21 protein-coding genes are annotated in these 22,402 nt (G+C 72.9%); 11 read left to right on the forward strand and 10 right to left on the reverse strand.

Translation table 11 applies throughout. The annotated features are described in order from the left end of the window. The first annotated feature begins 25 nt into the window (after positions 1–25). A complete protein-coding gene (gene map, locus ACLF5H_RS16520; RefSeq protein ID WP_366603729.1) occupies positions 26–883 on the forward strand; it encodes a type I methionyl aminopeptidase in 858 nt (285 codons plus the stop codon). Positions 884–1,028: 145 nt separating this feature from the next. Then, the gene (locus tag ACLF5H_RS16525) at positions 1,029–1,676 is read left to right on the forward strand and encodes a heme oxygenase (biliverdin-producing) (protein WP_421676826.1); all 648 of its coding nucleotides are present in this window, start codon (positions 1,029–1,031) and stop codon (positions 1,674–1,676) included. Between the two features lie 19 nt (positions 1,677–1,695). On the opposite strand, the gene ACLF5H_RS16530 is transcribed toward ACLF5H_RS16525, so the two are convergent. The 4 genes from ACLF5H_RS16530 to ACLF5H_RS16545 form a co-directional block, all read right to left on the reverse strand. Beyond that, positions 1,696–2,730: a tetratricopeptide repeat protein gene (locus ACLF5H_RS16530; RefSeq protein ID WP_421676827.1), complete on the reverse strand. Its 1,035-nt coding sequence runs from the start codon at positions 2,728–2,730 to the stop codon at positions 1,696–1,698. An 86-nt stretch (positions 2,731–2,816) separates the two neighbouring features. Next, entirely contained in the window at positions 2,817–3,461 is a 645-nt protein-coding gene (locus ACLF5H_RS16535) for a PhzF family phenazine biosynthesis protein (RefSeq protein WP_421676828.1), read from the reverse strand. A 336-nt stretch (positions 3,462–3,797) separates the two neighbouring features. After that, positions 3,798–5,177, reverse strand: a complete 1,380-nt coding sequence (locus ACLF5H_RS16540; protein WP_421676829.1) for an HtaA domain-containing protein — start codon at positions 5,175–5,177, stop codon at positions 3,798–3,800. A gap of 39 nt (positions 5,178–5,216) precedes the next feature. Further along, complete coding sequence (locus tag ACLF5H_RS16545) at positions 5,217–6,602, reverse strand: HtaA domain-containing protein (RefSeq protein ID WP_421676830.1); 1,386 nt, start codon at positions 6,600–6,602, stop codon at positions 5,217–5,219. Between the two features lie 102 nt (positions 6,603–6,704). Here ACLF5H_RS16545 and ACLF5H_RS16550 point away from each other — a divergent pair, with 102 nt between their 5' ends. The 7 genes from ACLF5H_RS16550 to ACLF5H_RS16580 all read left to right on the forward strand — a co-directional run bounded on the left by ACLF5H_RS16550 (position 6,705) and on the right by ACLF5H_RS16580 (position 13,969). Further along, on the forward strand, positions 6,705–7,709 hold the full coding sequence (locus ACLF5H_RS16550) for a heme/hemin ABC transporter substrate-binding protein (protein ID WP_421676831.1): 1,005 nt from the start codon (positions 6,705–6,707) through the stop codon (positions 7,707–7,709). Further along, on the forward strand, positions 7,706–8,788 hold the full coding sequence (locus ACLF5H_RS16555; RefSeq protein WP_421676832.1) for a FecCD family ABC transporter permease: 1,083 nt from the start codon (positions 7,706–7,708) through the stop codon (positions 8,786–8,788). Before ACLF5H_RS16550 ends, ACLF5H_RS16555 begins: the two co-directional genes overlap by 4 nt. Further along, positions 8,785–9,654: a heme ABC transporter ATP-binding protein gene (locus ACLF5H_RS16560; RefSeq protein ID WP_421676833.1), complete on the forward strand. Its 870-nt coding sequence runs from the start codon at positions 8,785–8,787 to the stop codon at positions 9,652–9,654. Before ACLF5H_RS16555 ends, ACLF5H_RS16560 begins: the two co-directional genes overlap by 4 nt. A gap of 90 nt (positions 9,655–9,744) precedes the next feature. Next, a complete protein-coding gene (efeO, locus tag ACLF5H_RS16565) occupies positions 9,745–10,881 on the forward strand; it encodes an iron uptake system protein EfeO (RefSeq protein ID WP_421676834.1) in 1,137 nt (378 codons plus the stop codon). Positions 10,882–10,896: 15 nt separating this feature from the next. Further along, positions 10,897–12,141 (forward strand): iron uptake transporter deferrochelatase/peroxidase subunit, encoded by a 1,245-nt coding sequence (gene efeB, locus ACLF5H_RS16570; RefSeq protein ID WP_421676835.1) that lies wholly within the window; start codon positions 10,897–10,899, stop codon positions 12,139–12,141. A gap of 3 nt (positions 12,142–12,144) precedes the next feature. Next, a complete protein-coding gene (efeU, locus tag ACLF5H_RS16575; protein ID WP_421676836.1) occupies positions 12,145–13,017 on the forward strand; it encodes an iron uptake transporter permease EfeU in 873 nt (290 codons plus the stop codon). Then, positions 12,977–13,969 (forward strand): hypothetical protein, encoded by a 993-nt coding sequence (locus ACLF5H_RS16580; protein WP_421676837.1) that lies wholly within the window; start codon positions 12,977–12,979, stop codon positions 13,967–13,969. The genes efeU and ACLF5H_RS16580 overlap by 41 nt, the downstream gene beginning before the upstream one ends. Before the next feature lie 18 nt (positions 13,970–13,987). Here ACLF5H_RS16580 and ACLF5H_RS16585 read toward each other — a convergent pair whose 3' ends face one another. The 4 genes from ACLF5H_RS16585 to ACLF5H_RS16600 all read right to left on the reverse strand — a co-directional run bounded on the left by ACLF5H_RS16585 (position 13,988) and on the right by ACLF5H_RS16600 (position 18,910). Further along, positions 13,988–14,728, reverse strand: a complete 741-nt coding sequence (locus tag ACLF5H_RS16585) for a bifunctional DNA primase/polymerase (RefSeq protein WP_421676838.1) — start codon at positions 14,726–14,728, stop codon at positions 13,988–13,990. A gap of 106 nt (positions 14,729–14,834) precedes the next feature. Further along, positions 14,835–15,827, reverse strand: a complete 993-nt coding sequence (locus tag ACLF5H_RS16590) for a small ribosomal subunit Rsm22 family protein (protein WP_421676839.1) — start codon at positions 15,825–15,827, stop codon at positions 14,835–14,837. A 630-nt stretch (positions 15,828–16,457) separates the two neighbouring features. Further along, positions 16,458–17,639, reverse strand: a complete 1,182-nt coding sequence (locus ACLF5H_RS16595) for a serine hydrolase domain-containing protein (RefSeq protein WP_421676840.1) — start codon at positions 17,637–17,639, stop codon at positions 16,458–16,460. Further along, positions 17,579–18,910, reverse strand: coding sequence for a multidrug effflux MFS transporter (locus tag ACLF5H_RS16600; RefSeq protein ID WP_421676841.1), 1,332 nt, complete (start codon positions 18,908–18,910; stop codon positions 17,579–17,581). The genes ACLF5H_RS16595 and ACLF5H_RS16600 overlap by 61 nt, the downstream gene beginning before the upstream one ends. 140 nt (positions 18,911–19,050) lie before the next feature. On the opposite strand from ACLF5H_RS16600, the gene ACLF5H_RS16605 reads away from it, so the two are divergent. Then, the gene (locus ACLF5H_RS16605) at positions 19,051–19,809 is read left to right on the forward strand and encodes an SDR family oxidoreductase (protein WP_421676842.1); all 759 of its coding nucleotides are present in this window, start codon (positions 19,051–19,053) and stop codon (positions 19,807–19,809) included. 106 nt (positions 19,810–19,915) lie between these two features. On the opposite strand, the gene ACLF5H_RS16610 is transcribed toward ACLF5H_RS16605, so the two are convergent. Continuing rightward, positions 19,916–21,217 (reverse strand): D-alanyl-D-alanine carboxypeptidase family protein, encoded by a 1,302-nt coding sequence (locus ACLF5H_RS16610; protein WP_421676843.1) that lies wholly within the window; start codon positions 21,215–21,217, stop codon positions 19,916–19,918. Between the two features lie 119 nt (positions 21,218–21,336). After that, the gene (locus tag ACLF5H_RS16615; protein ID WP_361671414.1) at positions 21,337–21,663 is read right to left on the reverse strand and encodes a nuclear transport factor 2 family protein; all 327 of its coding nucleotides are present in this window, start codon (positions 21,661–21,663) and stop codon (positions 21,337–21,339) included. Between the two features lie 126 nt (positions 21,664–21,789). Here ACLF5H_RS16615 and ACLF5H_RS16620 point away from each other — a divergent pair, with 126 nt between their 5' ends. Further along, complete coding sequence (locus tag ACLF5H_RS16620) at positions 21,790–22,338, forward strand: DoxX family protein (RefSeq protein ID WP_421676844.1); 549 nt, start codon at positions 21,790–21,792, stop codon at positions 22,336–22,338. Positions 22,339–22,402 lie beyond the last annotated feature (64 nt).

Below are 22,402 nucleotides of genomic sequence, written 5' to 3' on the forward strand. Positions count from 1 at the left end.
ATGTCCGCTGGATAGACTCGCCGGCATGTCTGGCCAGTCGCTGCTCGTACCAGGGGAACAGTCCCCCATTCGCTCCGTCCCGGGGAACATCCGTCGCCCCGAGTACGTCGGCAAGCCCGCGCCGACGCCGTACACCGGGCCCGAGGTGCAGACCCCGGAGACCGTCGAGGCGATGCGGGTCGCCGGGCGGATCGCCGCCCAGGCGATGGAGGAGGCCGCGAAGATCATCGCGCCCGGGGTCACCACGGACCAGTTGGACAAGGTGGCCCATGAGTACATGTGCGACCACGGCGCCTACCCGTCCACGCTCGGCTACCGCGGCTTCCCCAAGTCCCTGTGCACCTCGGTCAACGAGGTCATCTGCCACGGCATCCCGGACTCGACGGTCCTCCAGGACGGCGACATCGTCAACCTGGACGTGACCGCGTACATCGGCGGGGTGCACGGCGACAACAACGCCACGTACCTGGTCGGGGACGTGGACGAGGAGTCGCGGCTGCTGGTGGAGCGCACCCGGGAGGCCCTCGGCCGGGCGATCAAGGCGGTCAAGCCGGGCCGCCAGATCAACATCATCGGCCGGGTCATCGAGTCGTACGCCAAGCGGTTCGGCTACGGCGTGGTGCGGGACTTCACCGGGCACGGCATCAACTCGTCGTTCCACTCCGGGCTGATCATCCCGCACTACGACAGCCCGCACGCGACCACGGTGATGCAGCCGGGCATGACCTTCACCATCGAGCCGATGCTGACCCTGGGCACCCACGAGTACGACATGTGGGAAGACGGCTGGACGGTCGTGACGAAGGACCGCAGGCGCACCGCGCAGTTCGAGCACACGCTGGTGGTCACGGACGACGGCGCGGACATCCTGACCCTGCCCTGACCACCGCCCGCTTCGAGGAGAACCCGCCCCTGCGAGGGCGGGTTTTCTCTTGTACGATTTTACCGACACCCTGTCGGGAAAGTTACCGACATAAGGTCGGTAAGGCCATTGACTTAGGTAAGGCTTACCTTAGAGGATGTGTGTCATGGACTCTTTCTCGTGCCTCATCCGCACCGCGTCCCACGAACAGCACACGGAGGCGGAGACCTCGACCTTCATGAGCGATCTGCTCGGCGGCCGGCTCGGCGTGGACGCCTACGCCCGCTACACCGAACAGCTGTGGTTCGTCTACGAGGCACTGGAGAGCGCGGCCGAGCGGCTGGCCGGTGACCCGGTGGCCGGTCCCTTCATCCGGCCGGAACTGCTGCGGCTGGCCGCCCTGGAGCAGGACCTGGCGCATCTGCGGGGTCCCGACTGGCGGGCGGGCCTGGACGCCCTGCCCGCGACCCGGGCGTACGCCGACCGGGTGCGCGAGTGCGCCGAGGAGTGGCCCGGCGGCTACGTCGCCCACCACTACACCCGCTACCTGGGCGACCTGTCGGGCGGTCAGATCATCCGCGACCGGGCGGAGAAGACCTGGGGCTTCGCCAGGAAGGGCGCCGGGGTGCGCTTCTACGTCTTCGAGGAGATCTCCAACCCGGCCGCCTTCAAGCGCGAGTACCGGGAACTGCTGGACGGGATACGGGCGGACGATCTGGAGAAGCAGCGCGTCACGGCCGAGTGCAAGCGGGCGTTCGCCCTGAACACGGACGTCTTCCGGGCCCTGGGCGAGGAGTTCCCGCTCTCGGCGTGAGCGCCCGGCCGCCCGGCGGTCAGTGGCCGCCCGGTCCGTTCCCCGCGGCGAGTTCCCGCAGCTCCGTCATGTCCTCGGCGTCCAGGCCCAGTTCGGCCGCCGGGGCGAGCAGCGCGGCGATCTCGCCGGACCGGCCCCGCTCCGCGAGGTACTGCGCGTAGGAGACGAAGGCGACCTCGTCCCGGTGCTCCATCGCGTCCCGGTAGCGGCGGTCGGCCGCTTCCCACTGCTCCAGCTCCTCGTGCAGGAGGGCGAGGTTCAGATAGGCGTTGATCTCCCCGTCCTCCTCGGCGGCGGCCTCGTAGTGGGCGATGGCCTCCCGGGGGGAGCCGGTTTCGGCCAGGTACAGCGCGTAGGGGAAGTGGGACTCGGGGATCCGCTCGCCGACGGCCGCCCGCAGGTGGGCGCCGGCCGCCTCGGTCTCGCCGAGGGCGTGTTCGGCCTCGCCGAGGACGGGCAGCACCGAGCGGTACCCGTGCTCCAGCGCCCGCCGCAGCCAGGGCAGGGCCTCCTCGTACTTCTCCTCGTCGACCAGGAGCCGGCCGAGGTTGCCGGCCGCCATGTCGTCGCCCTGGCCGATCGCCCGGCGCAGCAGGTCGGCGGCCTCGTCGAGGCGGTCGTCGTCCTCGCTGAGGAAGGCGCCGTAGTCGTTGAGCGCCTGGGGGTCGTCGTCGGTCAGCGCCTGCCGGTAGTACGTCTCGGCGCGTTCCCGGTCGCCGAGTTCGTCGGCCAGGACCGAGGCGATCCGCAGGGTGACGTCGCGGCCGCGGTCCGCCGCCTTCTGGAGGGCGGTCAACGCCTCCTCGGGCCGGTCGAGTTCGACGAGCAGGGCGGACATGGCCTCGTAGGCCCCGGCGTTGCCCGCGGTGGCCGCGGCCTCCATGATCTCCAGCGCGGTGCCGGTGTCGCCCCATGCGAGGACGAGGTCGTCGATCCGGTCCGCGACCTCGTCGTCCGGACGGTTCCACACCTGGAGGTAGAGGGAGAGGGCCGCGGCCGGATCGCCTGCCGCAAGACGCTGTTCCGCCTGGGCTGCAAGATTGATTTCTGCCATGCGGACATCTTCTCGAACCGACGTACGGGGTGGCGCCACCGCCCTGCGGCGGAACGCTCACCGTGGTCCGGGGACCGGGCCGGACGTCAGCGCTCCAGGAACACCCGGCCGCCCAGCTCCACCCAGCCCGCCGGCTGCGGCGCGGTGAGGAGCTGGGAGCCCTTGCCCTGGGTGATGTTGAGGGCGCGGTCGAGGCGGCCGGTGAGCTGGAGCGCGGCGGCGCCGGTGGCCTCGTCCTCCTCGATGCCGTCGCCGCGGCCGGGGAAGCCCCGGGCGCGGATCCGGCCCGCGGCCTCGTCCTCCCAGGCCCAGGCGTACCGCCACTCGCCCGGCGGGGGCACGGGGAGCGCGTCGACCTCGGCGGGGGTGGCGTACCGGCGCAGGGTGCGCGGCGCGGCCCACTCCGGGCGGGCCTCGATCCAGCAGAACTCGCCGTCCTGGCGGGCGCCCACCGTCCCGGCCGGGACCACGAGTTCGGGCACGTCCAGCAGCCAGGCGGCGCCGACGCACGGGTATCCGGCGAACCGCAGCCGCGTGGAGGGCGTGTAGATGTCGATGACGCCGCGCTCGGGGTCGTCCACGAACACGGTCTCGCTGAAGCCGAGTTTGGCGGCGAGCGCCTGCCGGTCGGCGGGCTCGGGCAGCGTGGAGCCGTCGCGGACGACGCCCAGCTCATTGCCGTAGCCGCCGTGCGGTGCGCAGAAGACGCGCAGTACGTCGTAGTCAGTCACCGGGGAATTGAAACACCGCGCGCGCCGCGAGCGCGGAGGTCGCCGTACCCCTGCTCCATGGTCTGCCGCCGCAGCGGTACGACGCCGTGCCGGCCTCCGCCGCAGTACAGGCCGAGGCTCCCGCCGGGCCACTCGCGCACCAGGCGCCCCGGCCCCAGCGGTTCCCTGCGCGCTTCGCTGAGATGTCCCGAGGGTACGAGACGGCCCGGTCCTGAGCGTCCAGGACCGGGCCGTCGGTCTTGTGCCTCGGCTCTTGTACTGAGGTTCTTACGCCTCGGTTCTTACGCCTCGGTTCTTACGCCTCGGCGCTCGCCGGGCGCCGCCTGCGGACCGCGATCACCACGCCCGCGCCCGCCGCGACGGCGACCGCGGCCGCCGCGCCCAGGTGCCGGAGCCGCCCGCCGTGCCCGCGCCGCCCGCCGTACCGGAGCCGCCGGTGCCCCCGGCCGTGCCCGTGGCGCCGTCGCCGGAGGGCAGGTCGGCGTCGTCGGTCAGGGCCACGGACAGGGCGACCGGGTCGAGCGCGGTGCCCTTGGTGTAGTAGCCGCTGAACGCCTTGGCGCCCGCGTCGGTGAGGGTGGCGGTGACGCCGTTCACGGTGATGACGTCGTTCTTCGCGGTGAGCCCGGTGGACTTGGCCTTCAGGTCGGCCAGCACCACGTCCTCGGACTTCTTGCCGAGGCTGGTGACATCGGCGGTCAGCGTGCCGGTGCCGTGGTTCAGCCTGGCGTGCAGATCGCTGAGGGTGAGGTCGAGGCCGTATGTGCCGTCGCTCTCATGGCCCTTGAAGTTCACCGCGCCCTTGAAGGCGGCGGAGAGGGTGCCGGCCTTGGTGTCGTAGCTGCCGGTGGCGCCCGGGAAGGTGAACGCGCCGTTGCCGGACGCCTGCTCGGCGCCGCCCGAGGTGGTGATCTTCCCCTGGGCCGGGCCGCTGACGACGTAGGTGCGGAAGGTCTCCTTGACGCCCCAGCCGAGCGTGCCGTCGGCTATGGCGCCCTTGGCGGGAGCCGTCGAGGCGGACGGGCTCGGACTCTTGGAGGGGGATCCGGTGGGCTTCGGGGTCGTGGTCCTCGTCGGCTGCGGGGACGGGCTCGTGGTCTTCGTGGGCTCCGGGGACGGGCTCGTGGTCTTCGTCGGTTCCGGCTCCGGGGTCTGCTTCGGCGCGGCCACCGTCAGCGGGTCGCCGGCCGCGCCCGCGTAGGAGGAGCTGCCGAGGAAGCCGCCCGCCTCGGTGGTGAGCGTCGTCGCGAGGCCGCTCATGTCCGGGCCGGTCGGCGCCGCGACCTGGGCGAGCGGTACGTCCTGCTGCTTGGCGCCGCCGTCGGAGACCAGGTCGGCGGTGAGGGCGCCGGTGGCGCTGTCGTACTGGACGTCGGAGATCTCCCGGGTGAAGCCGTGCAGCGTGGACTTGATGGTGAGGGTGCCCTGGAAGGCCAGGTGCACGGTGTGCTTGGCGCTGTCGTAGGTCCCCTTGCCGTCGGTGAAGGTGAAGACGCCGTTGTCCGCGGCCTGGGAGGCGCCGTCGGTGGCGGTGAAGGTGCCCTGGGCGAAGCCGGTGACGTAGGAGCGGTACGACTGCTTGATGCCCCAGGTCAGCTGGTAGCCGGTCAGGGGGACGTCAGCGGCCGAGGCGGCGGTCGCGGTGAGGGTGCCGCAGCCGAGGGTGACGGCGACGGCGGCGGTGAGGGCGAGTCGTCTGGGGGTGATGGCGGGCATGGCTGGTTTCCGTCTCCTTGGAAGGGGGGTGGGCGGGGGTCAGTTGTCGTCGGCGGCGCGGCGGGCGCGGTGCCTGCGCAGGGCGTAGACACCGGCCGCGGCGAGCAGCAGCGCACCGGCCGCGGCGCCGAGGGTGAGGGGCAGGACGGGGGTGCCGTCGTCCGCGGTGGCGGCCTTCGTACGGGCCGGGGCCGCGGCGGCGGGCGCGGGCGAGGACGGGGCGGCGGTGATGTGGCCCGGGTCGGGCAGGGCGGGCAGTTCGGCCTTGGCGTCGAGGACGACGGCGAGGGACACGGGGTCCATCGCGGTGCCGGGCCGGTACATCCCGCCGAAGGCCTCGGCGCCCTCGGCGGTGAGCTTCGCCGGGGCCTCCGTCAGCTCGGCGAGGCCCTTCACCGGGGTGAGGTCCTTGGCGGTGAAGGTCACGAGCGGGACCTTCTTGCGGGTGGCGTCCGCCGTGGTGACATCGGCGTAGAGGGTGCCCTTGGCGTCGTGGACGGCGACCTGGACCGCGCTGAAGCGGAGGTCGAGACCGTGCTTGCCGGTGAAGCGGAGCGCGCCCCGGAAGCGGGCCGTCAACTCTCCCTTGGCGTAGGTGCCTTGACCACCGGTGAAGCGGAAGAGGGCACCGCCGTCGCGGGCGCCGTCGGTGAGCTTCCACGCGCCCTGGGCGATGTCGCCGGTGACGTACTCGCGGAAGGTGCGGCGCACGCCCCAGTCGACGGCGCCGTCCACGAGGGCGCCGGGCGCGGCGGGCTTCTTGTGCCCGGCGGTCTTGGACGGGGTGGGCGAGGGTGAGGCGGCGGGCTCGACGTCGACCGCGAGGCTCACCGGGTCCAGCGCGGTCCCGGCGGTGTAGTACCCGGCGAAGGACGTGGCGCCCTGGGCGGTGAGGGTGGCGGGCACGTTGTTCAGGACGACCTGGCCGCCCGCGCCGCGCATGTCGACGCCGCGCAGGGAGAGGGAGGCGAACGGCACCTGATGGGACGTCGTGACCGCCCCGGTGCCCTTCGCCTTGCCGGTGACGTCCAGGTAGAGCGTGCCGGTGGCACCGGAGATCCGGACGGTGGGGCGGGCGAGGGTGAGGTCGAGCTGGTAGCCGCCGTCGCTCGCCCGGTGGCCGACGAAGCGGACCCCGCCGGCGAAGGAGGTGCCGAGTCTCCCGGTGTCGCCGTCGTAGGTGCCGGTCGCCGAGGGGAAGCGGAACTGGCTGCTGCCCACGGTGCCGGCGCCCCCGGTGAGGGAGTAACCGCCGTGCGCGATGGGCCCGGTGACATAGCTCTGGAAGGAGGATTTCACTCCCCAGTCGAGCCGTCCCCCTTGCACGGTACGGCTCGTGGCGTGCGCGGCACCGGCCGGGAGCAGCAGGGCTCCCAGGACGGCCGTGCACACCACGGTGACCAGGGCACGAAGGCGCGCGGGCATGGGAATCCTCCGGAAACGACGGCCGGTAGCGAACTAAGGTAAGGCTAACCTAAACTCCCCTGGGGGGATCAAGAAGCCGACCGAAGGGAACGGGACGAGGCCGTGAGACGGTTCCGCACACAACTGGCGGGGACACTGGTGTCCTTGGCCGTACTCCTCGCGGGCGCCACCGGATGCGGAGGCTCCCCGAAGGCCGCCGCGCGGGCCCCGGCGGCCGCCGCGGCCGACCGGGTGGAGCCGCTGAAGGACACTCCGGTGCCACGGCTGCCGGTCACGGTCGACTCGGCCGACGGGCGGCAGGTGACCGTGCGCGAGGCGCGCCGGATCGTACCGCTGTCCGGCAGCCTCAGCGAGATCGTGTTCACCCTCGGGCTGGGCGGGCGGGTCGTGGCGCGGGACATCACCGCCACCTTCCAGCAGGCGGCGAAGCTCCCGGTCGTCACCCGCAACCACGACGTCTCCGCCGAGAGCGTGCTCTCCCTCAAGCCCGATCTGGTCATCGCCGAGACGACGTCCGGCCCCGCCGAGGCCGTCGACCAGATCCGCGCGGCCGGGGTCCCGGTGCTCGTCGTCGCCCCGGCCAAGGGCCTGTCCGATGTGGGCCCGCGCATCGAGACGGTGGCCCGCGCGCTGGGCGTCCCGGGCGCGGGCAAGGAGCTGGCCCGGCGTTCGCAGGCGCGGATCGCCGCCGTGCGCAAGGAGGTTCCGGCGCACAAGGACAAGCCCCGGGTCGCGTTCCTCTATCTGCGCGGCTCGGCCTCCGTCTATCTCATCGGCGGCAGGAACTCGGGCGCGACCTCGCTGCTGGAAGCCGCCGGAGCGGTGGACGCCGGGGCCGCGTCCGGGCTGACCAAGGACTTCACCGCCATCACCGCCGAGGCGCTGGCCAAGGCCGCGCCGGACGCGATCCTGGTGATGACCAAGGGACTTCAGTCCGTGGGCGGTGTCGACGGACTGGTGAAGATCCCGGGAGTCGCCGAGACGCCGGCCGGAATGCACCGCAGGGTCGTCTCCGTCGAGGACGGGGTGCTGCTGAACTACGGGCCGCGCACCGACCAGGTGCTGTCCTCCGTGGTGCGCCAGCTCTACGGGGGCGGGGACAAGTGACCGTGCTCGACAAACCGGCCGGGCGTACGGCGCCCGCCCCGGCCCCCGCCCGGCGCGGCACCGCCTGGCTGCTGACCGCCGCCCTGGTCCTCGCCCTGCTGGTCCTGGTGCCGCTGGCCGCGGGCCTCGGCGCCTACCCGATCCCGGTCGCCGACGTAATCGGCTCGGTGCTGCACCGGGCGCACCTGGGCGGGACGGCACTGGACCAGGTCGCCGAGTCGGTGCTGTGGAACGTGCGGTTCCCGCGGATCGTGCTGGCGCTGCTGGTCGGCGCCTCGCTGGGCTGCGCGGGGGCGCTGATGCAGGGTGTGTTCGGCAATCCGCTCGCCGAACCGGGCGTCATCGGCGTCTCCTCGGGCGCGGCGGTGGGCGCGGTCGCCGCGATCGCGTTCGGCCTGGACTTCCTCGGGATGTGGACCGTGCCGGTCCTCGCGTTCGGCTCCGGTCTCGGCACGGTGCTGCTCGTCTACGCCATGTCCCGCTCCGGCGGCCGTACCGAGGTGGTGACGCTGATCCTCACCGGGATCGCGGTGAACGCCTTCGGGGGCGCGCTGATCGGTCTTTTCCTGTTCTTCGCGGACACCGCCGCCGTGAACCAGATCACCTTCTGGCAGCTCGGCTCGCTGTCCCAGGCGACCTGGCCGAAGGTGCTCGCGGTGCTGCCCTGCGCGCTGCTCGGCCTCGGCGTCGCGCCGCTGTACGCGCGCCGGCTGGACCTGCTGGCGCTCGGCGAACGCCCGGCCCGGCACCTGGGCGTGGACGTGGAGCGGCTGCGCCTGGTCCTGGTCCTGGTGATCGCGCTGTTGACGGCGGCGGCGGTCAGTGTCGCGGGGATCATCGGCTTCGTCGGCCTGGTCGTCCCGCATCTGCTGCGGATGATGGCGGGTCCCGGCCATCGCTTCCTGGTGCCGGGCAGCGCCCTGCTCGGCGCGCTGGTGCTGCTCGGCGCCGATCTGGTCGCGCGCACCGCCGCCGCCCCGGCCGAACTGCCCCTCGGTGTGCTGACCGCCCTGATCGGCAGCCCGTTCTTCTTCCTGCTGCTGCGCAGGACCCGGCGCAGGCAGGGGGGTTGGGCATGAGCGCGCTGTTCGACCGGGCCCGGATCCGGCTGCGCCGCCTTCCCGCCCCGCCCGCTCCCGCCGCCCCCGGTGAGGTGCTCGCCGAGACCGAGGGCCTTCAGGTACGGCTGGGCGCGGGGCCGGTACTCAAGGGGGTCGACGTGGACGCCCGGGCCGGTGAGGTGCTGGCGCTGGTCGGGCCCAACGGGGCCGGAAAGTCGACCCTGTTGGGCGCGCTCGCGGGGGACGTCCCGGCCGCCGGGGGTGTCGTACGACTGCACGGCCGCCCCGTCGACGCGTGGACGGCGGCCGAACTCGCGCTGCGCCGGGCGGTGTTGCCGCAGTCGGCGGCGCTGGCCTTCCCGTTCAGCGTGGCGGAGGTCGTGCGGATGGGCCGGGCGCCGCACGCGGCCTCGCCCGCCGAGGACGACCTCGCCGTCGCGGAGGCGATGGCGGCGACCGAGGTCACCGGCCTGGCCGGGCGGCCGTTCGGCGCGCTCAGCGGCGGCGAGCGGGCCCGGTCGCGCTGGCCCGGTTGCTGGCCCAGCGAGTCGCTGGCCCGGGTGCTGGCCCAGCGCGCCCCGCTGCTGCTGCTCGACGAGCCGACCGCCGCGCTCGACCTCAAGCATCAGGAGGCGGTGCTGCGGCTGTGCCGGGAGCGGGCGCGGGCCGGTGACGCGGTGGTGGTCGTGCTGCACGATCTGGCGCTCGCGGCGGCCTACGCGCACCGGGTGGTCGTGCTGCGCGGCGGCCGGGTCGCGGCGGCGGGGCCACCGGCCGAGGTGTTCACCGAGCCGCTGCTGTCCGAGGTGTACGAGCACCCGGTGGAGGTGTACGAGCATCCCCGTGGCACGGGCGTCGTCGTGGGCCCGAGGCGCACGCCCTGAGAGCCGGATCACGCCACCCGAGGGTATGAGGAGGGTAAGCCTCAGGTAAGTTAGGGCAGCCTCACCACACTGGATCGTCAGGGAGTCCGCATGCGTGCCGTCCGTCCGACCGTCATCGCCGCCGTCACCGCGGCCGCACTGACCGCCCTTTCGGCCTGCACCGCCAAGAGCGAGGCCAAGGACGGCGACGCCATCCAGGTCACCGCCGCGGACTCGACGTGCGACACCTCCGCCACGTCGGTCCCGGCCGGCCAGGTCACCCTGAAGATAGAGAACAAGGGCGCCAAGGCCACCGAGGTGGAGATCCTGTTCCCGGACGACCGGATCGTCTCCGAGAAGGAGAACATCGGCCCGGGCACCAAGTACACGCTGACCGCCGAGGTGAAGGCGGGGTCGTACGAGATAGCCTGCCGCCCCGGCATGAAGGGCCACGGCGTCCGGCAGAAGCTCACCGTCACCGGTGGCTCGGCGGCGGCGAAGCGGGACCCGAAGCTGGACCAGGCGGTCGCCGAGTACCGGCAGTACGCACAGGACCAGGCCGACGCCACCGTGCCGCTCGCCCAGAAGTTCGCCGACGCGATCAAGGCGGGCGACCTCGACGCCGCCAAGAAGGCCTACGCCCCCTCCCGTCTGGGCTGGGAGCGCACCGAGCCGGTCGCGGAGTCCTTCGGTGACATCGACCCGAAGACCGACACCCGCGCCGACGGCCTGGAGAAGGGCCAGAAGTGGACCGGCTGGCACCGCCTGGAGAAGGCGCTGTGGGCCGACAAGAAGATCGGCGCCGAGGAGAAGACCCTCGCCCTGCAGCTGGTGAGCGACCTCAAGGACTGGCAGCACCGGGTCGGCCAGGCCGAGATCACCCCGACGTCCATGGCCAACGGCGCCAAGGAGCTGCTGGACGAGGTCGCCACCGGCAAGGTCACCGGCGAGGAGGACCGCTACTCGCACACCGACCTGGCCGACTTCAAGGGCAACGTCGAGGGCGCGCAGAAGTCGTACGAGCTGCTCAAGCCGGTCGCCGTCAAGAACGACCCGGCGCTCACCAAGGAGCTGGACAAGCAGTTCGCCGCGCTGGACAAGGTGCTGGACGGCTACCGCTCGGACAAGGCGTCGTACGACTTCGTCTCCTACGACAAGGTCACCGAGACCCAGCGCAAGGAGCTGTCGGACGCGGTGAACGCGCTCGCCGAGCCGCTGTCGAAGCTCGCCGCCGCGGTCGTGAAGTAAGCAAGGGCCGGGCAGATGACCGAGGTTGAGGAGAGCCGCCGCCCCTCGCGCCGGGCGCTGATCGGCTGGGGCGGGGCCGGGATCGCGCTCGGGGCCGTGGCGGCCGGGGGCGCGGTGGCGCTGGCCGACGCGGGGTCCGACACGGCGGACGCGGCCGGGGGCGCGGTGGAGTTCCACGGCGCCCACCAGGCGGGCATCGCGACGCCCGTGCAGGACCGGCTGCACTTCGCCGCGTTCGATGTGAAGACCGACGACCGCGAGGAGTTCGTCCAGCTGCTGAAGGACTGGACGGCCGCGGCCCGCCGGATGACCGGGGGCAAGCCGGTCGGCGAGGGCGCCTACGGCGGGCTTCCCGAGGCCCCGCCGGACGACACCGGCGAGGCGCTGGGCCTCACCCCCTGCCGGCTGACCCTGACCATCGGCTTCGGCCCCTCCCTGTTCGACCGGTTCGGGCTGCGCGAGCAGCGGCCCGAAGCCCTCGTCGACCTGCCCGAGTTCCCCGGCGACAACCTGGAGAAGAACCGCACCGGCGGCGATCTGTGCGTCCAGGCGTGCGCGGACGACCCCCAGGTCGCCGTGCACGCGATCCGCAACCTCGCCCGCATCGGCTTCGGCAAGGTCGCCGTGCGCTGGTCCCAGCTCGGCTTCGGCAAGACCTCCTCGACCACCCCCGACGCGCAGACCCCGCGCAATCTGTTCGGCTTCAAGGACGGCACCCGCAACATCGCGGGCACCGAGACGGACCGGCTGAAGAAGCATGTGTGGGTCGGCGACGGGGACGGCCCGCACTGGATGAGCGGCGGCTCGTACCTGGTCGCCCGGCGCATCCGGATGAACATCGAGACCTGGGACCGTACCTCGCTCCAGGAGCAGGAGGACGTGTTCGGGCGGGACAAGCGCGAGGGCGCCCCGGTCGGCAGGGCGGGTGAGCACGACGCGCCGTTCCTGAAGGCGATGAAGCCCACCGCGCACGTACGGCTCGCGCACCCGGACGCCAACTCCGGGATCACCATCCTGCGCCGCGGCTACTCCTTCACCGACGGCACCGACGGCCTCGGCCGGCTGGACGCGGGCCTGTTCTTCCTGGCCTACCAGCGCGATGTGCGCCGCGGCTTCATCCCGCTCCAGCGCAAGCTGTCCGCGCACGACGCGCTCAACGAGTACATCCAGCACGTGGGTTCCGCGGTCTTCGCCGTCCCGCCGGGTGTCCGGGACGCCGCTGACTGGTGGGGCCGTTCACTGTTCTCGAAGGAGGCGTAGCCCGTGTTCTCCAACTACCTGATCGGCCTGCGGGAAGGTCTTGAGGCGTCGCTCGTCGTCTGCATCCTGATCGCGTATCTGGTCAAGACCGGCCGCCGGGACGCCCTGCGGCCCATCTGGACCGGCATCGCCGTCGCCATCGCGCTGGCGCTCGGCTTCGGCTGCGCGCTCGAATTCGGCTCCCAGGAGATGACGTTCCAGGCGCAGGAGGCGCTCGGCGGCTCGCTGTCGATCCTCGCGGTGGGCCTGGTGACCTGGATGGTGTTCTGGATGCGGCGCACCGCCCGGCATCTGAAGTCCGAGCTGCACGGCAAGCTGGACGCGGCGCTCGCGATGGGCACCGGCGCGCTGGTCGCCACGGCGTTCCTCGCGGTCGGCCGGGAGGGCCTGGAGACCGCGCTGTTCGTGTGGGCCTCGGTGCACGCGGCCGGGGACGGCACCCCGCGCCCGCTGATCGGCGTCGCCCTCGGCCTCGCCACGGCGGTGGTGCTGGGCTGGCTGTTCTACCGGGGCGCGCTGCGCATCAACCTGGCGAAGTTCTTCACCTGGACCGGCGGCATGCTGGTCGTGGTCGCGGCGGGCGTGCTGGCGTACGGCTTCCACGATCTCCAGGAGGCCGACTGGGTCCCCGGCCTCACCCACCTGGCCTTCGACATCAGCGACACCGTCGAGCCGGACAGCTGGTACGGCACGCTCCTGAAGGGCGTGTTCAACTTCCAGCCGGACCCGACGGTCGTCCAGGTCACGGTCTGGGCCCTGTACTTGGTCCCGGTGCTCACGGTGTTCCTCGCCCCGGTAGGGTTCGCCTCCGGGAAGGGGAAGGTGAAGGAACCCGATGACCAGGGAACGCAGCCCTCGACGGCTTCGCCGGCGTGACCGGAACGCACTGATAGCGGCCGCACTGACCGCCTTGTCCTGCACGGCGAGCGGATGCGTGGTGGTGCACGGGGAGCGTACGGTGCTGCCCGGCGCCACCCGGGCGGAGGCCACGAAGGCGGTGGCCGCTTTCACCGACGCGTACAACAAGGCCGACCAGGCGTACGACAGTTCGCTCGACGCGCCCTATGTGACCGGGCCGCTCGCCGACATCGACGCCGCCCGGCTGAAGGCGGGGCACGTCAACAGCCCGTCCGGCAACGCGAGTCACGTACCGCTGAAGCTGTCGGACGTGCGGATCACGATCCCGAAGAAGGCGGGCTGGCCCCGCTGGTTCCTCGCGGACGCGCGGGGCAACAAGGCCGGGAACTACCGCTGGTTGCTGGTGTTCACCCGGGCGGATCTGGGTGAGCGGTGGCGGGTGGCGTATCTGACGCTGGCGGCGCCGGGCGCCGTGCCGCGGTTCAAGAAGGACAAGGACGGGTGGGGCGAGGCGGTGCCTGCTTCCTCGGCTCAACTGGCCGTGGCACCGGACGACTTGAGCCGCTCGTACGTCAACTACCTGAAAAAGGGCGGCAAGGCGTTCGCCGACGGGCCGAACACCAGCCAGTTGCGCGCCTACCGCCAGGGCCAGACCCGTAAGCCGGGGCTGGTGCGCCAGTACATCGACCAGCCGCTGACCCGTGGCGACTACGCCCCGCTGGCGCTGCGCACGGCGGACGGCGGCGCGCTGGTCTTCTTCACCACGCACCACTACGAGAAGGAGACGGCCGCCGCGAACACCTCGGTGCCGACGCCCAGCAAGGCCGTAGAGGCCCTCACGACGGGCGAGATCCACCAGTCCCTCACGCTGGAGTCGGTGGCCGGGCAGGCCGCGCTCGACCCGGCGGGCAAGGGGGCGGTGTCGATCGTGGCGAAGGTGACCGGGGTGACGGGGGCGAAGGGCGAGTAGGGCCTTGGCCCCGGGACCTCAGTTGTGCAACGGCCAGGGCCGTCCCAGGTCGGGGGCGGAGTCTTTGGCGGCGTGCCGGGCGCAGGCGTCGGTGAGGGATTCCAGCAGGGTCAGGGGCTCGGGCAGCGGATGCTCCGGGCCGCGCAGCCAGCGGACCTGCCGGTCGTCGTCGCCGGGCAGCCGGGCCGGGGGTACGAGGACGTAGGAGCCCCGGCAGTGCCAGCGCAGACCGGGGTGCTCGGCCATCGTCTCGGGGTGGCAGTCCAGCTCGCAGGGCCACCATTCGTCCTCGTCCTCGGGGGTGCCCCGGGTGAGGGTGAAGAACAGCATCCGGCCGTCGTCGCTCTCGGCGACCGGCCCCACCTCGACGCCCTGCGCGAGCAGCCGGTCCAGCGCCTCCCGGCCGGCCTGCGCGGGCACGTCCAGGACGTCATGGACCATGCCGGTCGCGGTGATGAAGTTGGCCTCCGGCTGGTGCCGGGCCCAGCGCTCGATCTGGGGGCGGTCGATCGTGGACTGCGTCTGCCAGGCGAACGACACGGGGTGCCGGGCCGGGGTGGGACAGCCCACGCGGTCGCAGGAACATCGGTAACCGGGCGCGGGGTAGGCGGCCGGCGCGAGCGGAAGCCCGGCCTCGGCGGCGGCGAGCAGCAGAGCCTCACGTCCGTCGTCGGCGGCGGCTTCCTTCGGGCGGCGTCCACGCAGCCACTGGGAGAGTTTGCCCTGTCGGCCGCTTTGGCCGCCGAACGTGCCGCTCATCAATCCCCTCGCCTCGCTGGTGTGCGGACAGCATGCCTCATGGTCCCACCCTCGTGCGCTTCGGGGGGCGGCGGGTGGATACGGGGGGAATCGGGCGAGACGTAGCTCACAGCGCCGGTTCCGGGGGCCAGGCGGAGCCCCAGTCCGTGTCGCGGGCCGCCTTGTACAGGTCGCCGTGGCGCTTGGTGACCGTCGTACGGCGCAGCTCCTCGTCCGCCTCGCACAGGTCGAGCAGGACCTGGCCCTTGCGGATCTGGGGGCGGCGGACGACGCGGGCGGGGGCGGGCCGGACGGGCAGGCGGGTGGCGGCGACGTAGGAGAACTTCTCGTCCTCGTAGGCCAGGGAGCCGCCCTTGACCCTGCGGTGCAGGGAGGAGCGGGGGACGCGGGCGGAGAAGTGGCACCAGTCGGTGCCGGGGGCGATCGGGCAGGCGGCGCTGTGCGGGCAGGGCGCGGCGATCTCGAACCCGGCGCGGATCAGCCGGTCGCGGGCCTCGATGACCCGGGCGTACCCGGCGGGCGTGCCTGCCTCCACGATCACCACGGACCGCGCGGCGGCCGCGGCGGCGTCGACGAGCGCGGTGCGGTCGGGCTCGGCCAGCTCGTTGAGGACGTACGACACCGTGAGCAGGTCGGTGGGTGCCAGGTCGAGCCCGGAGCCGATGCGGGCCCGCTGCCAGCGGGCGCCGGCCAGGGCGGGGTTGGCGGCGGCCAGCTCCCGGCCGAGGGCGAGCGCGGGCTCGGCCCAGTCGAGAACGGTCACCGGGCGGGTACCGGCCCAGGTGTCGGTGACCGCCCAGGTCGCGGCGCCGGTGCCGCCACCGACGTCCACATGGCTGCCGGGGACCCATCCGGGCACGGCATCGGCGAACGCCCCGAGAGCCGAGCGCACGGCCTCGAAGGTGGCCGGCATCCGGTAGGCGGCGTACGCGGCGACATCGGCGCGATCACGGAGGATCGGCGCGTGGGTCGGGGTGTCGCCGCGATAGGCGGCGATGAGCCGCTCGACGGCGCCGACGGCCTGACTGGGCGGCAGCCCGTCGAGCATCTCGGCGAGGCTCCGGCGAAGTACTTCGGCCGGTGGTACGGGGGCGGTCACCTGGAGATTCTATGGCGCACGACGGCCCCCGCCGGACCGGCCACCCCCGGGCCCCCGGACCACCGCCGCCCGGCACCCCGACCACTGTCACTCGGCGCCTGGACCGGTATCGCCCGGCTTCGGACCGGTGTCGCCCGGCGGCCAGACCGCTGCCACCGGGCGTCTGGACCGCCGCCGCCCGGCACCCGGACCGCTGTCACCCGGCGCCCGAACCGGTACCGCCCGGCTTCCGGACCGGTACCGTCCGGCGGCCAGACCGCTGTCACCGGGCGTCTGGACCGCCGCCGCCCGGCACCCCGACCACTGTCACTCGGCGCCTGGACCGGTATCGCTCGGTCCCAGACCGGCATCACCCGGCATCGGGACCGCTGCCACCCGGCAGCCGGACCGGGCGCCCAGACCGCTGCCACCCGGCGCTTGGACCGCCGCCGCCCAGCACCCGGACCGGTATCGCCCGGCGGCCAGACCGCTGTCACCGGGCGTCTGGACCGCCGCCGCCCGGCACCCGGACCTGTACCGCCCGGCACCCAGACCGGCATCTCTCGCCTCCCGGACCCCCGACCACTGCCACCCGGCACCCGGCACCCGAACCTGTACCGCCCCGCTCCCGGACCGGCGTCACCCGTCCCCTCACACCACCGCCCGCGCCAGCCACGTCGCGATCGTCGCCCTCGGGGTGCTGTCCGGCGGGCGGCGGCGGGGGTGGACCGTGTTGGCCAGGAGGACCAGGAACGTGTCCGTCGCCCGGTCGAGGACCAGGGACGTGCCCGTGAAGCCGGTGTGCCCGGCGGCGCCGCGGCCGCAGAGGGCGCCCATGAACCAGGGCTGGTCGAGGGCGAAGCCGAGGCCGGGCGGGGTGAGGAGGAGGTCGGTGAAGTCGGGGGCGAGGATGCGGGCGGGGCCGTACGAGCCGCCGGTGAGCAGGGTGCGGCAGAAGACGGCGAGGTCGCGGGCGGTGGAGAAGAGGCCCGCGTGCCCCGCGATACCGCCGAGCGCCCAGGCGTTCTCGTCGTGCACGACGCCCCGCAGCATCCCCCGGTCGGCCTTGGCCCAGGGCCGCCACTGGTCCTCGGTGGCCGCCGCCCCCGGGCAGGGCCCGAACCCCGTCGCGGTCATGCCGAGCGGCCGGGTGATGCCGTTGCGCACGAGGACGTCGAGGGTCCGGCCGGTGACGCGCTCCAGGACGAACTGGAGGAGCAGCATATTCAGGTCCGAGTAGCGGTAGGTGCCGGGCGGACCCGACGGCGCCTCGGCGCGCAGCATCGTCAGCCTGGCGGCGCGGTCCGGGCAGTCGTACAACGGGAGTTCGGGGCGCAGCCCGGAGGTGTGGGTGAGCAACTGCCGTACCGTGACCCGGTGTTCGGACAGGGTCCGGAACTCCGGCAGACAGTGGCCCACTTGGGTGTCCATGTCCAGCGTGCCGCGCTCGATCTGCTGCACGGCCGCGACCGAGGTGAACAGCTTGGTCAGGGACGCCAGGTCGAAGGGGGTGTCGACGGCGACCGGCACCCGGTCCCCGGGCGGCAGCTCGACGCCGGTGTCGGTGCGGGGGTCGTAGGAGGAGTAGCGGACGGCCCAGCCCGCCGCCTCGGCCACGGCGATCACGGGCCCGCGCCCGGCCACCGCGACCGCGCCGGACGCCCAGGGGCGCGGCCCGGCGGTGAGGGCGTGCACCCCGGCGACCAGGTGTCCGAGCGCGTCGGGGGCCAGCCCGGCCCGCTCCGGTGTGTCGGCGCGCAGTCTCGGTGCGCTCAGCTCTCGTCTCCTTCCGACCCCGCACGGGCGTTCTCCCGCGTGTTCCAGGGACGGCACATTCCCACGAAGCAGGCACCCGCGACCAGTGCGGCCGCCAGTTGGACGACGGCCATCGGGACGGCGGTGTGCTCACCGGCGATCCCGACGAGCGGCGAGGCGACCGCGCCGACGAGGAAGGAGGAGGTGCCGAGCAGCGCGGACGCGGACCCGGCGGCGTGCTTGGTGCGCAGCAGGGCGAGGGTCTGGGCGTTGGGCATGGCCAGGCCCATCGCGGACATCAGGACGAACAGCGCGGCGGCGATGGGCGCGAGCCCCACCTCGCCGAAGACGCCGGTGGACATCAGCAGCAGCGCGGTCGCGGCGAGCGTGATCACCGCGAGCCCGGCGCCCAGCACCTTGTCCAGGCTGACCCGGCCGACCAGCACCTTGCCGTTGATCTGCCCGGCGATCACCAGACCGACCGAGTTGAGCCCGAACAGCAGGCTGAAGGTCTGCGGGGAGGCGCCGTAGATCTCCTGGATGACGAAGGGGGAGGCGGATATGTAGGCGAACAGCGCGGCGAAGGCGAAGCCGCCGGCCAGCATGTAGCCGGTGAAGGGGAGGTCGGCGAGGAGCGCGCGCATGGAGCGCAGGGCGTGCCCCACTCCCCCGCCGTGCCGGTCCGTCGGCGGCAGCGTCTCGGGCAGCCGCAGAAAGACCAGCGCGCCGAGCAGCGCCCCGATCACGGTGAGCACCAGGAACACCCCGCGCCAGTCGGTCACCCGCAGGATCTGCCCGCCGATCAGCGGCGCCACGACCGGCGCGACCCCGGAGATCAGCATCAGGGTGGAGAAGAAGCGGGCCATGGCGACACCGTCGTAGAGGTCGCGTACGACGGCTCGCGCGATGACGATGCCGGCCGCGCCCGCGAGGCCCTGGACCAGCCGGAAGGCGACCAGCGTCTCGACGTTCGGGGCGAGGGCGCACAGGGCGGTCGCGACGAGGTTCACGGCGAGGCCGATCAGCAGCGGGCGGCGCCGGCCCCAGCGGTCGCTCATCGGTCCGACGACCAGCTGCCCGAGGGCCATGCCCAGCAGGCACGCGGTGAGGGTGAGCTGGACGGTGGCGGCGGGCGCGTGCAGGGACCGGGTGACCTCCGGCAGGGACGGGAGGTACATGTCCATGGCGAGCGGGGGCGTCGCGGTGAGGCCGCCGAGGACGAGGGTGACGAGGAGGCCGGTGCGGCGGGCGGCCGGGGACGCGGTGGTGTTCTCCGTACGGTCGTCACGGTCGTCACGGTCGTCGTCCTGGTCCGTCCGCGGTGTCGGTGCCGCCGCGTGCTCGGGCATGGGTCCCCTCCTGGGTCGAGGCGCCCCTGGCCGGGACGCCTTGCTTGAAACTTCCACTGAAACGCGACTCCCATGTTCCCAGCTCAGACAAACTGCCGAGGAACATACGAGCGACGATCAGGCCGCCTACGCTCCGTGCCATGACTGACACGCAATCGAAGATCGCGGTGGTGACCGGCGCCGGTTCCGGGATCGGCCGGGCGGTCGCCGTGGAGCTGCTGCGCACCGGCTGGTCGGTGGCGCTGGCCGGACGGCACGTCGAGACGCTGGAGGAGACGGCGGCACTCGCGCCCGGGGCGCCCTCGATCGCCGTACGCACCGACGTGGCGCGGCCCGAGGAGGTGGCGGCGCTGTTCGGGGCGACCGTGGACCGGTTCGGTCGGCTGGACCTGCTGTTCAACAACGCGGGCACCTTCGGGCCCGGCGGGGTCCCGGTCGAGGAACTCCCCTACGACGCCTGGCGGCACGTGGTGGACACCAACCTCAACGGGGCGTTCCTGTGCGCGCAGGCGGCGTACCGGACGATGAAGGAGCAGACCCCGCGGGGCGGCCGGATCATCAACAACGGCTCGATCTCCGCGCACGCGCCCCGCCCGCACTCGGCCGCCTACACCGCGACCAAGCACGCGCTGACCGGCCTCACCAAGTCCCTCTCCCTGGACGGGCGTCCGTACCGGATCGCGGTCGGGCAGATCGACATCGGCAACGCGGCGACGGAGATGACGCGGCGGATGAGCACCGGCGTGCTCCAGGCGAACGGCGAGACGGCGCCCGAGCCGATGATGGACGTGGCCGAAGTGGCGCGCACCGTACGGCACATGGCGGAGCTGCCGCTGGAGGCGAACGTGCAGTTCGCGACGGTGCTGGCGACCGCGATGCCGTACATCGGGCGCGGCTGATCCCCAACTCCCGCCGCCCGTACGCACATACGTTCCGTTGGAATTCCAACACCCCGGGTATTGCGGCCGGTTGATCCCCCGTGGTCAACTCTTCTCCACAAGAGCTTCACACTTGGGCACACGTATTCCGAGACCATCGCGAGGGGGGATACGGCGGTCGTCCCACCGCACCGGCCATCTCACCGGCGGCGGGACGACCGCCGTACGACGTCAGCGCCGGTGCCGGCCGCCGCCCGACTGATCCGTTGAGGCGGGGGGCTCCTGGGGATCCGGCTCCGCCGCACGGGGCGCGGGGGGCCGGTGGCCACCGACCGCCTCCCGGGCCTCGACGGCCCGGCGGCGGCGCCGCAGCAGAAAGCCGCCGGCCGCCCCCCTGCGCGCCCGCGTGCGCGGGCGCCGGGGACGCGGCCGCGCCGCCCTCGCTGAGCGGCTTGACCAGCGCGCCCACCGGCCGGGCCGTACGGCCGCGGGTGAAGCCCCAGTCGAGGAGGGCGGCGGTCTGCTCGTAGACGGCGTTGCTGCCGGTGGCCGGGTGCATGACCGTGACCAGCAGGGTGCGGCCGTCGCGGGTGGCGGCGCCGGTGAAGGTGTTGCCGGCGTGGCTGGTGTAACCGTTCTTCACACCGATCAGGCCGTCGTACGTCTTCAGGCCCCACGCCCCGGTGAGCAGACGGTCGGTGTTCTGGATCTGGAAGGTCTTCTTGCCGCCCGCCGGGAAGTTCGCGGTACGGGTGCCGCAGTAGCCCCGGAAGTCGGGGTCCGCCAGGCCGTGCCGGGCGAAGAGCGTGAGGTCGTACGCCGAGGACAGCTGGCCGGGGTGGTCGAAGCCGTCGGGGCTGACCACATGGGTGTCGAGGGCCTGCAGGTCCTGCGCCCTGGCCTGCATCTCGGCGACGGTCTTCGCGATACCGCCGTTCATGTGCGCGAGGACGTGCACGGCGTCGTTGCCGGAGCGCAGGAACACGCCCTGCCACAGCTGCTCGACGGTGTAGGTGATGCCCGCCTTGATCCCGACGAGGCTGGAGCCGGCCGGGACGTCGGAGATGTCGGAGTCCTTGACCGTGTACTTCTCGGTGCGGTCGAACTTCTTCAGCACGGTGTCCGCGAACAGCATCTTCAGCGTGGACGCGGGCGCGAGGCGCTGGTGGGCGTTGAAGGAGGCGAGCACCTCACCGGTCGTAGCGTCGGCGACCAGCCAGGCGCGGGCGGTGAGCAGCTTGGTGGGCACCGCGGCCGCGCCGTCCACCTGGAGCCCGCCGCGGGCCAGCCGTTCGCCGCCGATGGCGGTGGCCGGGGGCGCGGCGAGGGCAGGGGCGGCCGCGGCCAGGGGGAGGACGGCGGACGTGGGAAGGGCGGCGGCCGTCAGCCCGAGGACGGCACGCCGGCTGAGCCGGGTGGATTCGCGCACCCCGGGACGGTACACCGCGCCGAGCAGCGGATTCGGCACCGAAGGGTGGTGACGGCCAGGGAATTTGCCACGTTATGAAAATCTGACCGGATAACGTGACGCGGCCGACGTGAGCAGCCTCACGCCTGACCGGTCTCGAAGCGCGAGATCCGTCCGTCCTCGTCGACGGTGAAGCTCCATCTGGTGTTCATCTCGCCCCACGTGTCGTTGCTGTAGCGGGCGACCAGGGCGCGACCGCCGCGGGACTCGTTGTCGACGTCCATATGACCGTGGGACGAGAAGATCTCCCGGTCGATCCAGTCGGCGAGATCGCGGTCGGAACCGTCGTCGGACATGGTCGCGTCGGGCGCGAGCAGCGCCAGGAAGCCCTCGCGATCATGGGCGTTGACGGCGTTGACGAAGGCCCGGACGGCCGGATCGCTGAGTTTGGCTGGCTGAATCGTCATGGCGCCAGGCTCACACCGGGTCATGGGCGCCGCCACCGGAGCGTGGGGTGGGGTGCGTCCGATGGTGTGACCGGTGTGACGGTGGTAACACGGGAGGGGCTTTGTCACCTGGGCTTGGGAGTCGCCATGACCTGTTACGACCGACGCGATCTGGGCCTGCTGCTGCTCCGGCTGGGGACGGGCGGGGTACTGGCGGCGCACGGCGCGCAGAAGCTGTTCGGCTGGTTCGGCGGCCACGGTCTGGAGGGCACCGGCCAGTTCATGGAGTCCGTCGGCTACGCCCCCGGCAGGGCGAGCGCCACGGCGGCGGGCCTCGCGGAGACCGGCGGCGGCACCCTGCTCGCCCTGGGCCTGGCCACTCCGGCGGCGGGCGCGGCGGCCGCGGGCGCGATGGCGGGAGCGGCGGCGGTGCACGCCCCCAACGGCTTCTTCGCCCAGGCGGGCGGCTACGAGTACGCGGCGACCCTGGGCCTCGCCGCGGTGGGCCTCGCGATCAGCGGCCCCGGCCGCCTCTCCCTGGACCACGCCCTCGGCCATGTCTTCAACCGCGGCTGGATGGTCCCGGTCGCCCTCGCGGCGACGGCGGCGGGCACGGCGGCGGTGGTGGGGGCGCGGACGTGTCGGGTCCGGGCGAAGGCGGAGGGGAAGCAGGAGGCGCTGTTCGAGGAGGAGTGAGGGTCCCGGCAGGGGTGGATCTCCGGGGTCCACGACGTGCGGGGCTCCCCCGCATGGCAGGCTG

It is taken from the genome of Streptomyces sp. LaBMicrA B280, from assembly GCF_049222185.1.
GTDB lineage: Bacteria > Actinomycetota > Actinomycetes > Streptomycetales > Streptomycetaceae > Streptomyces > Streptomyces murinus.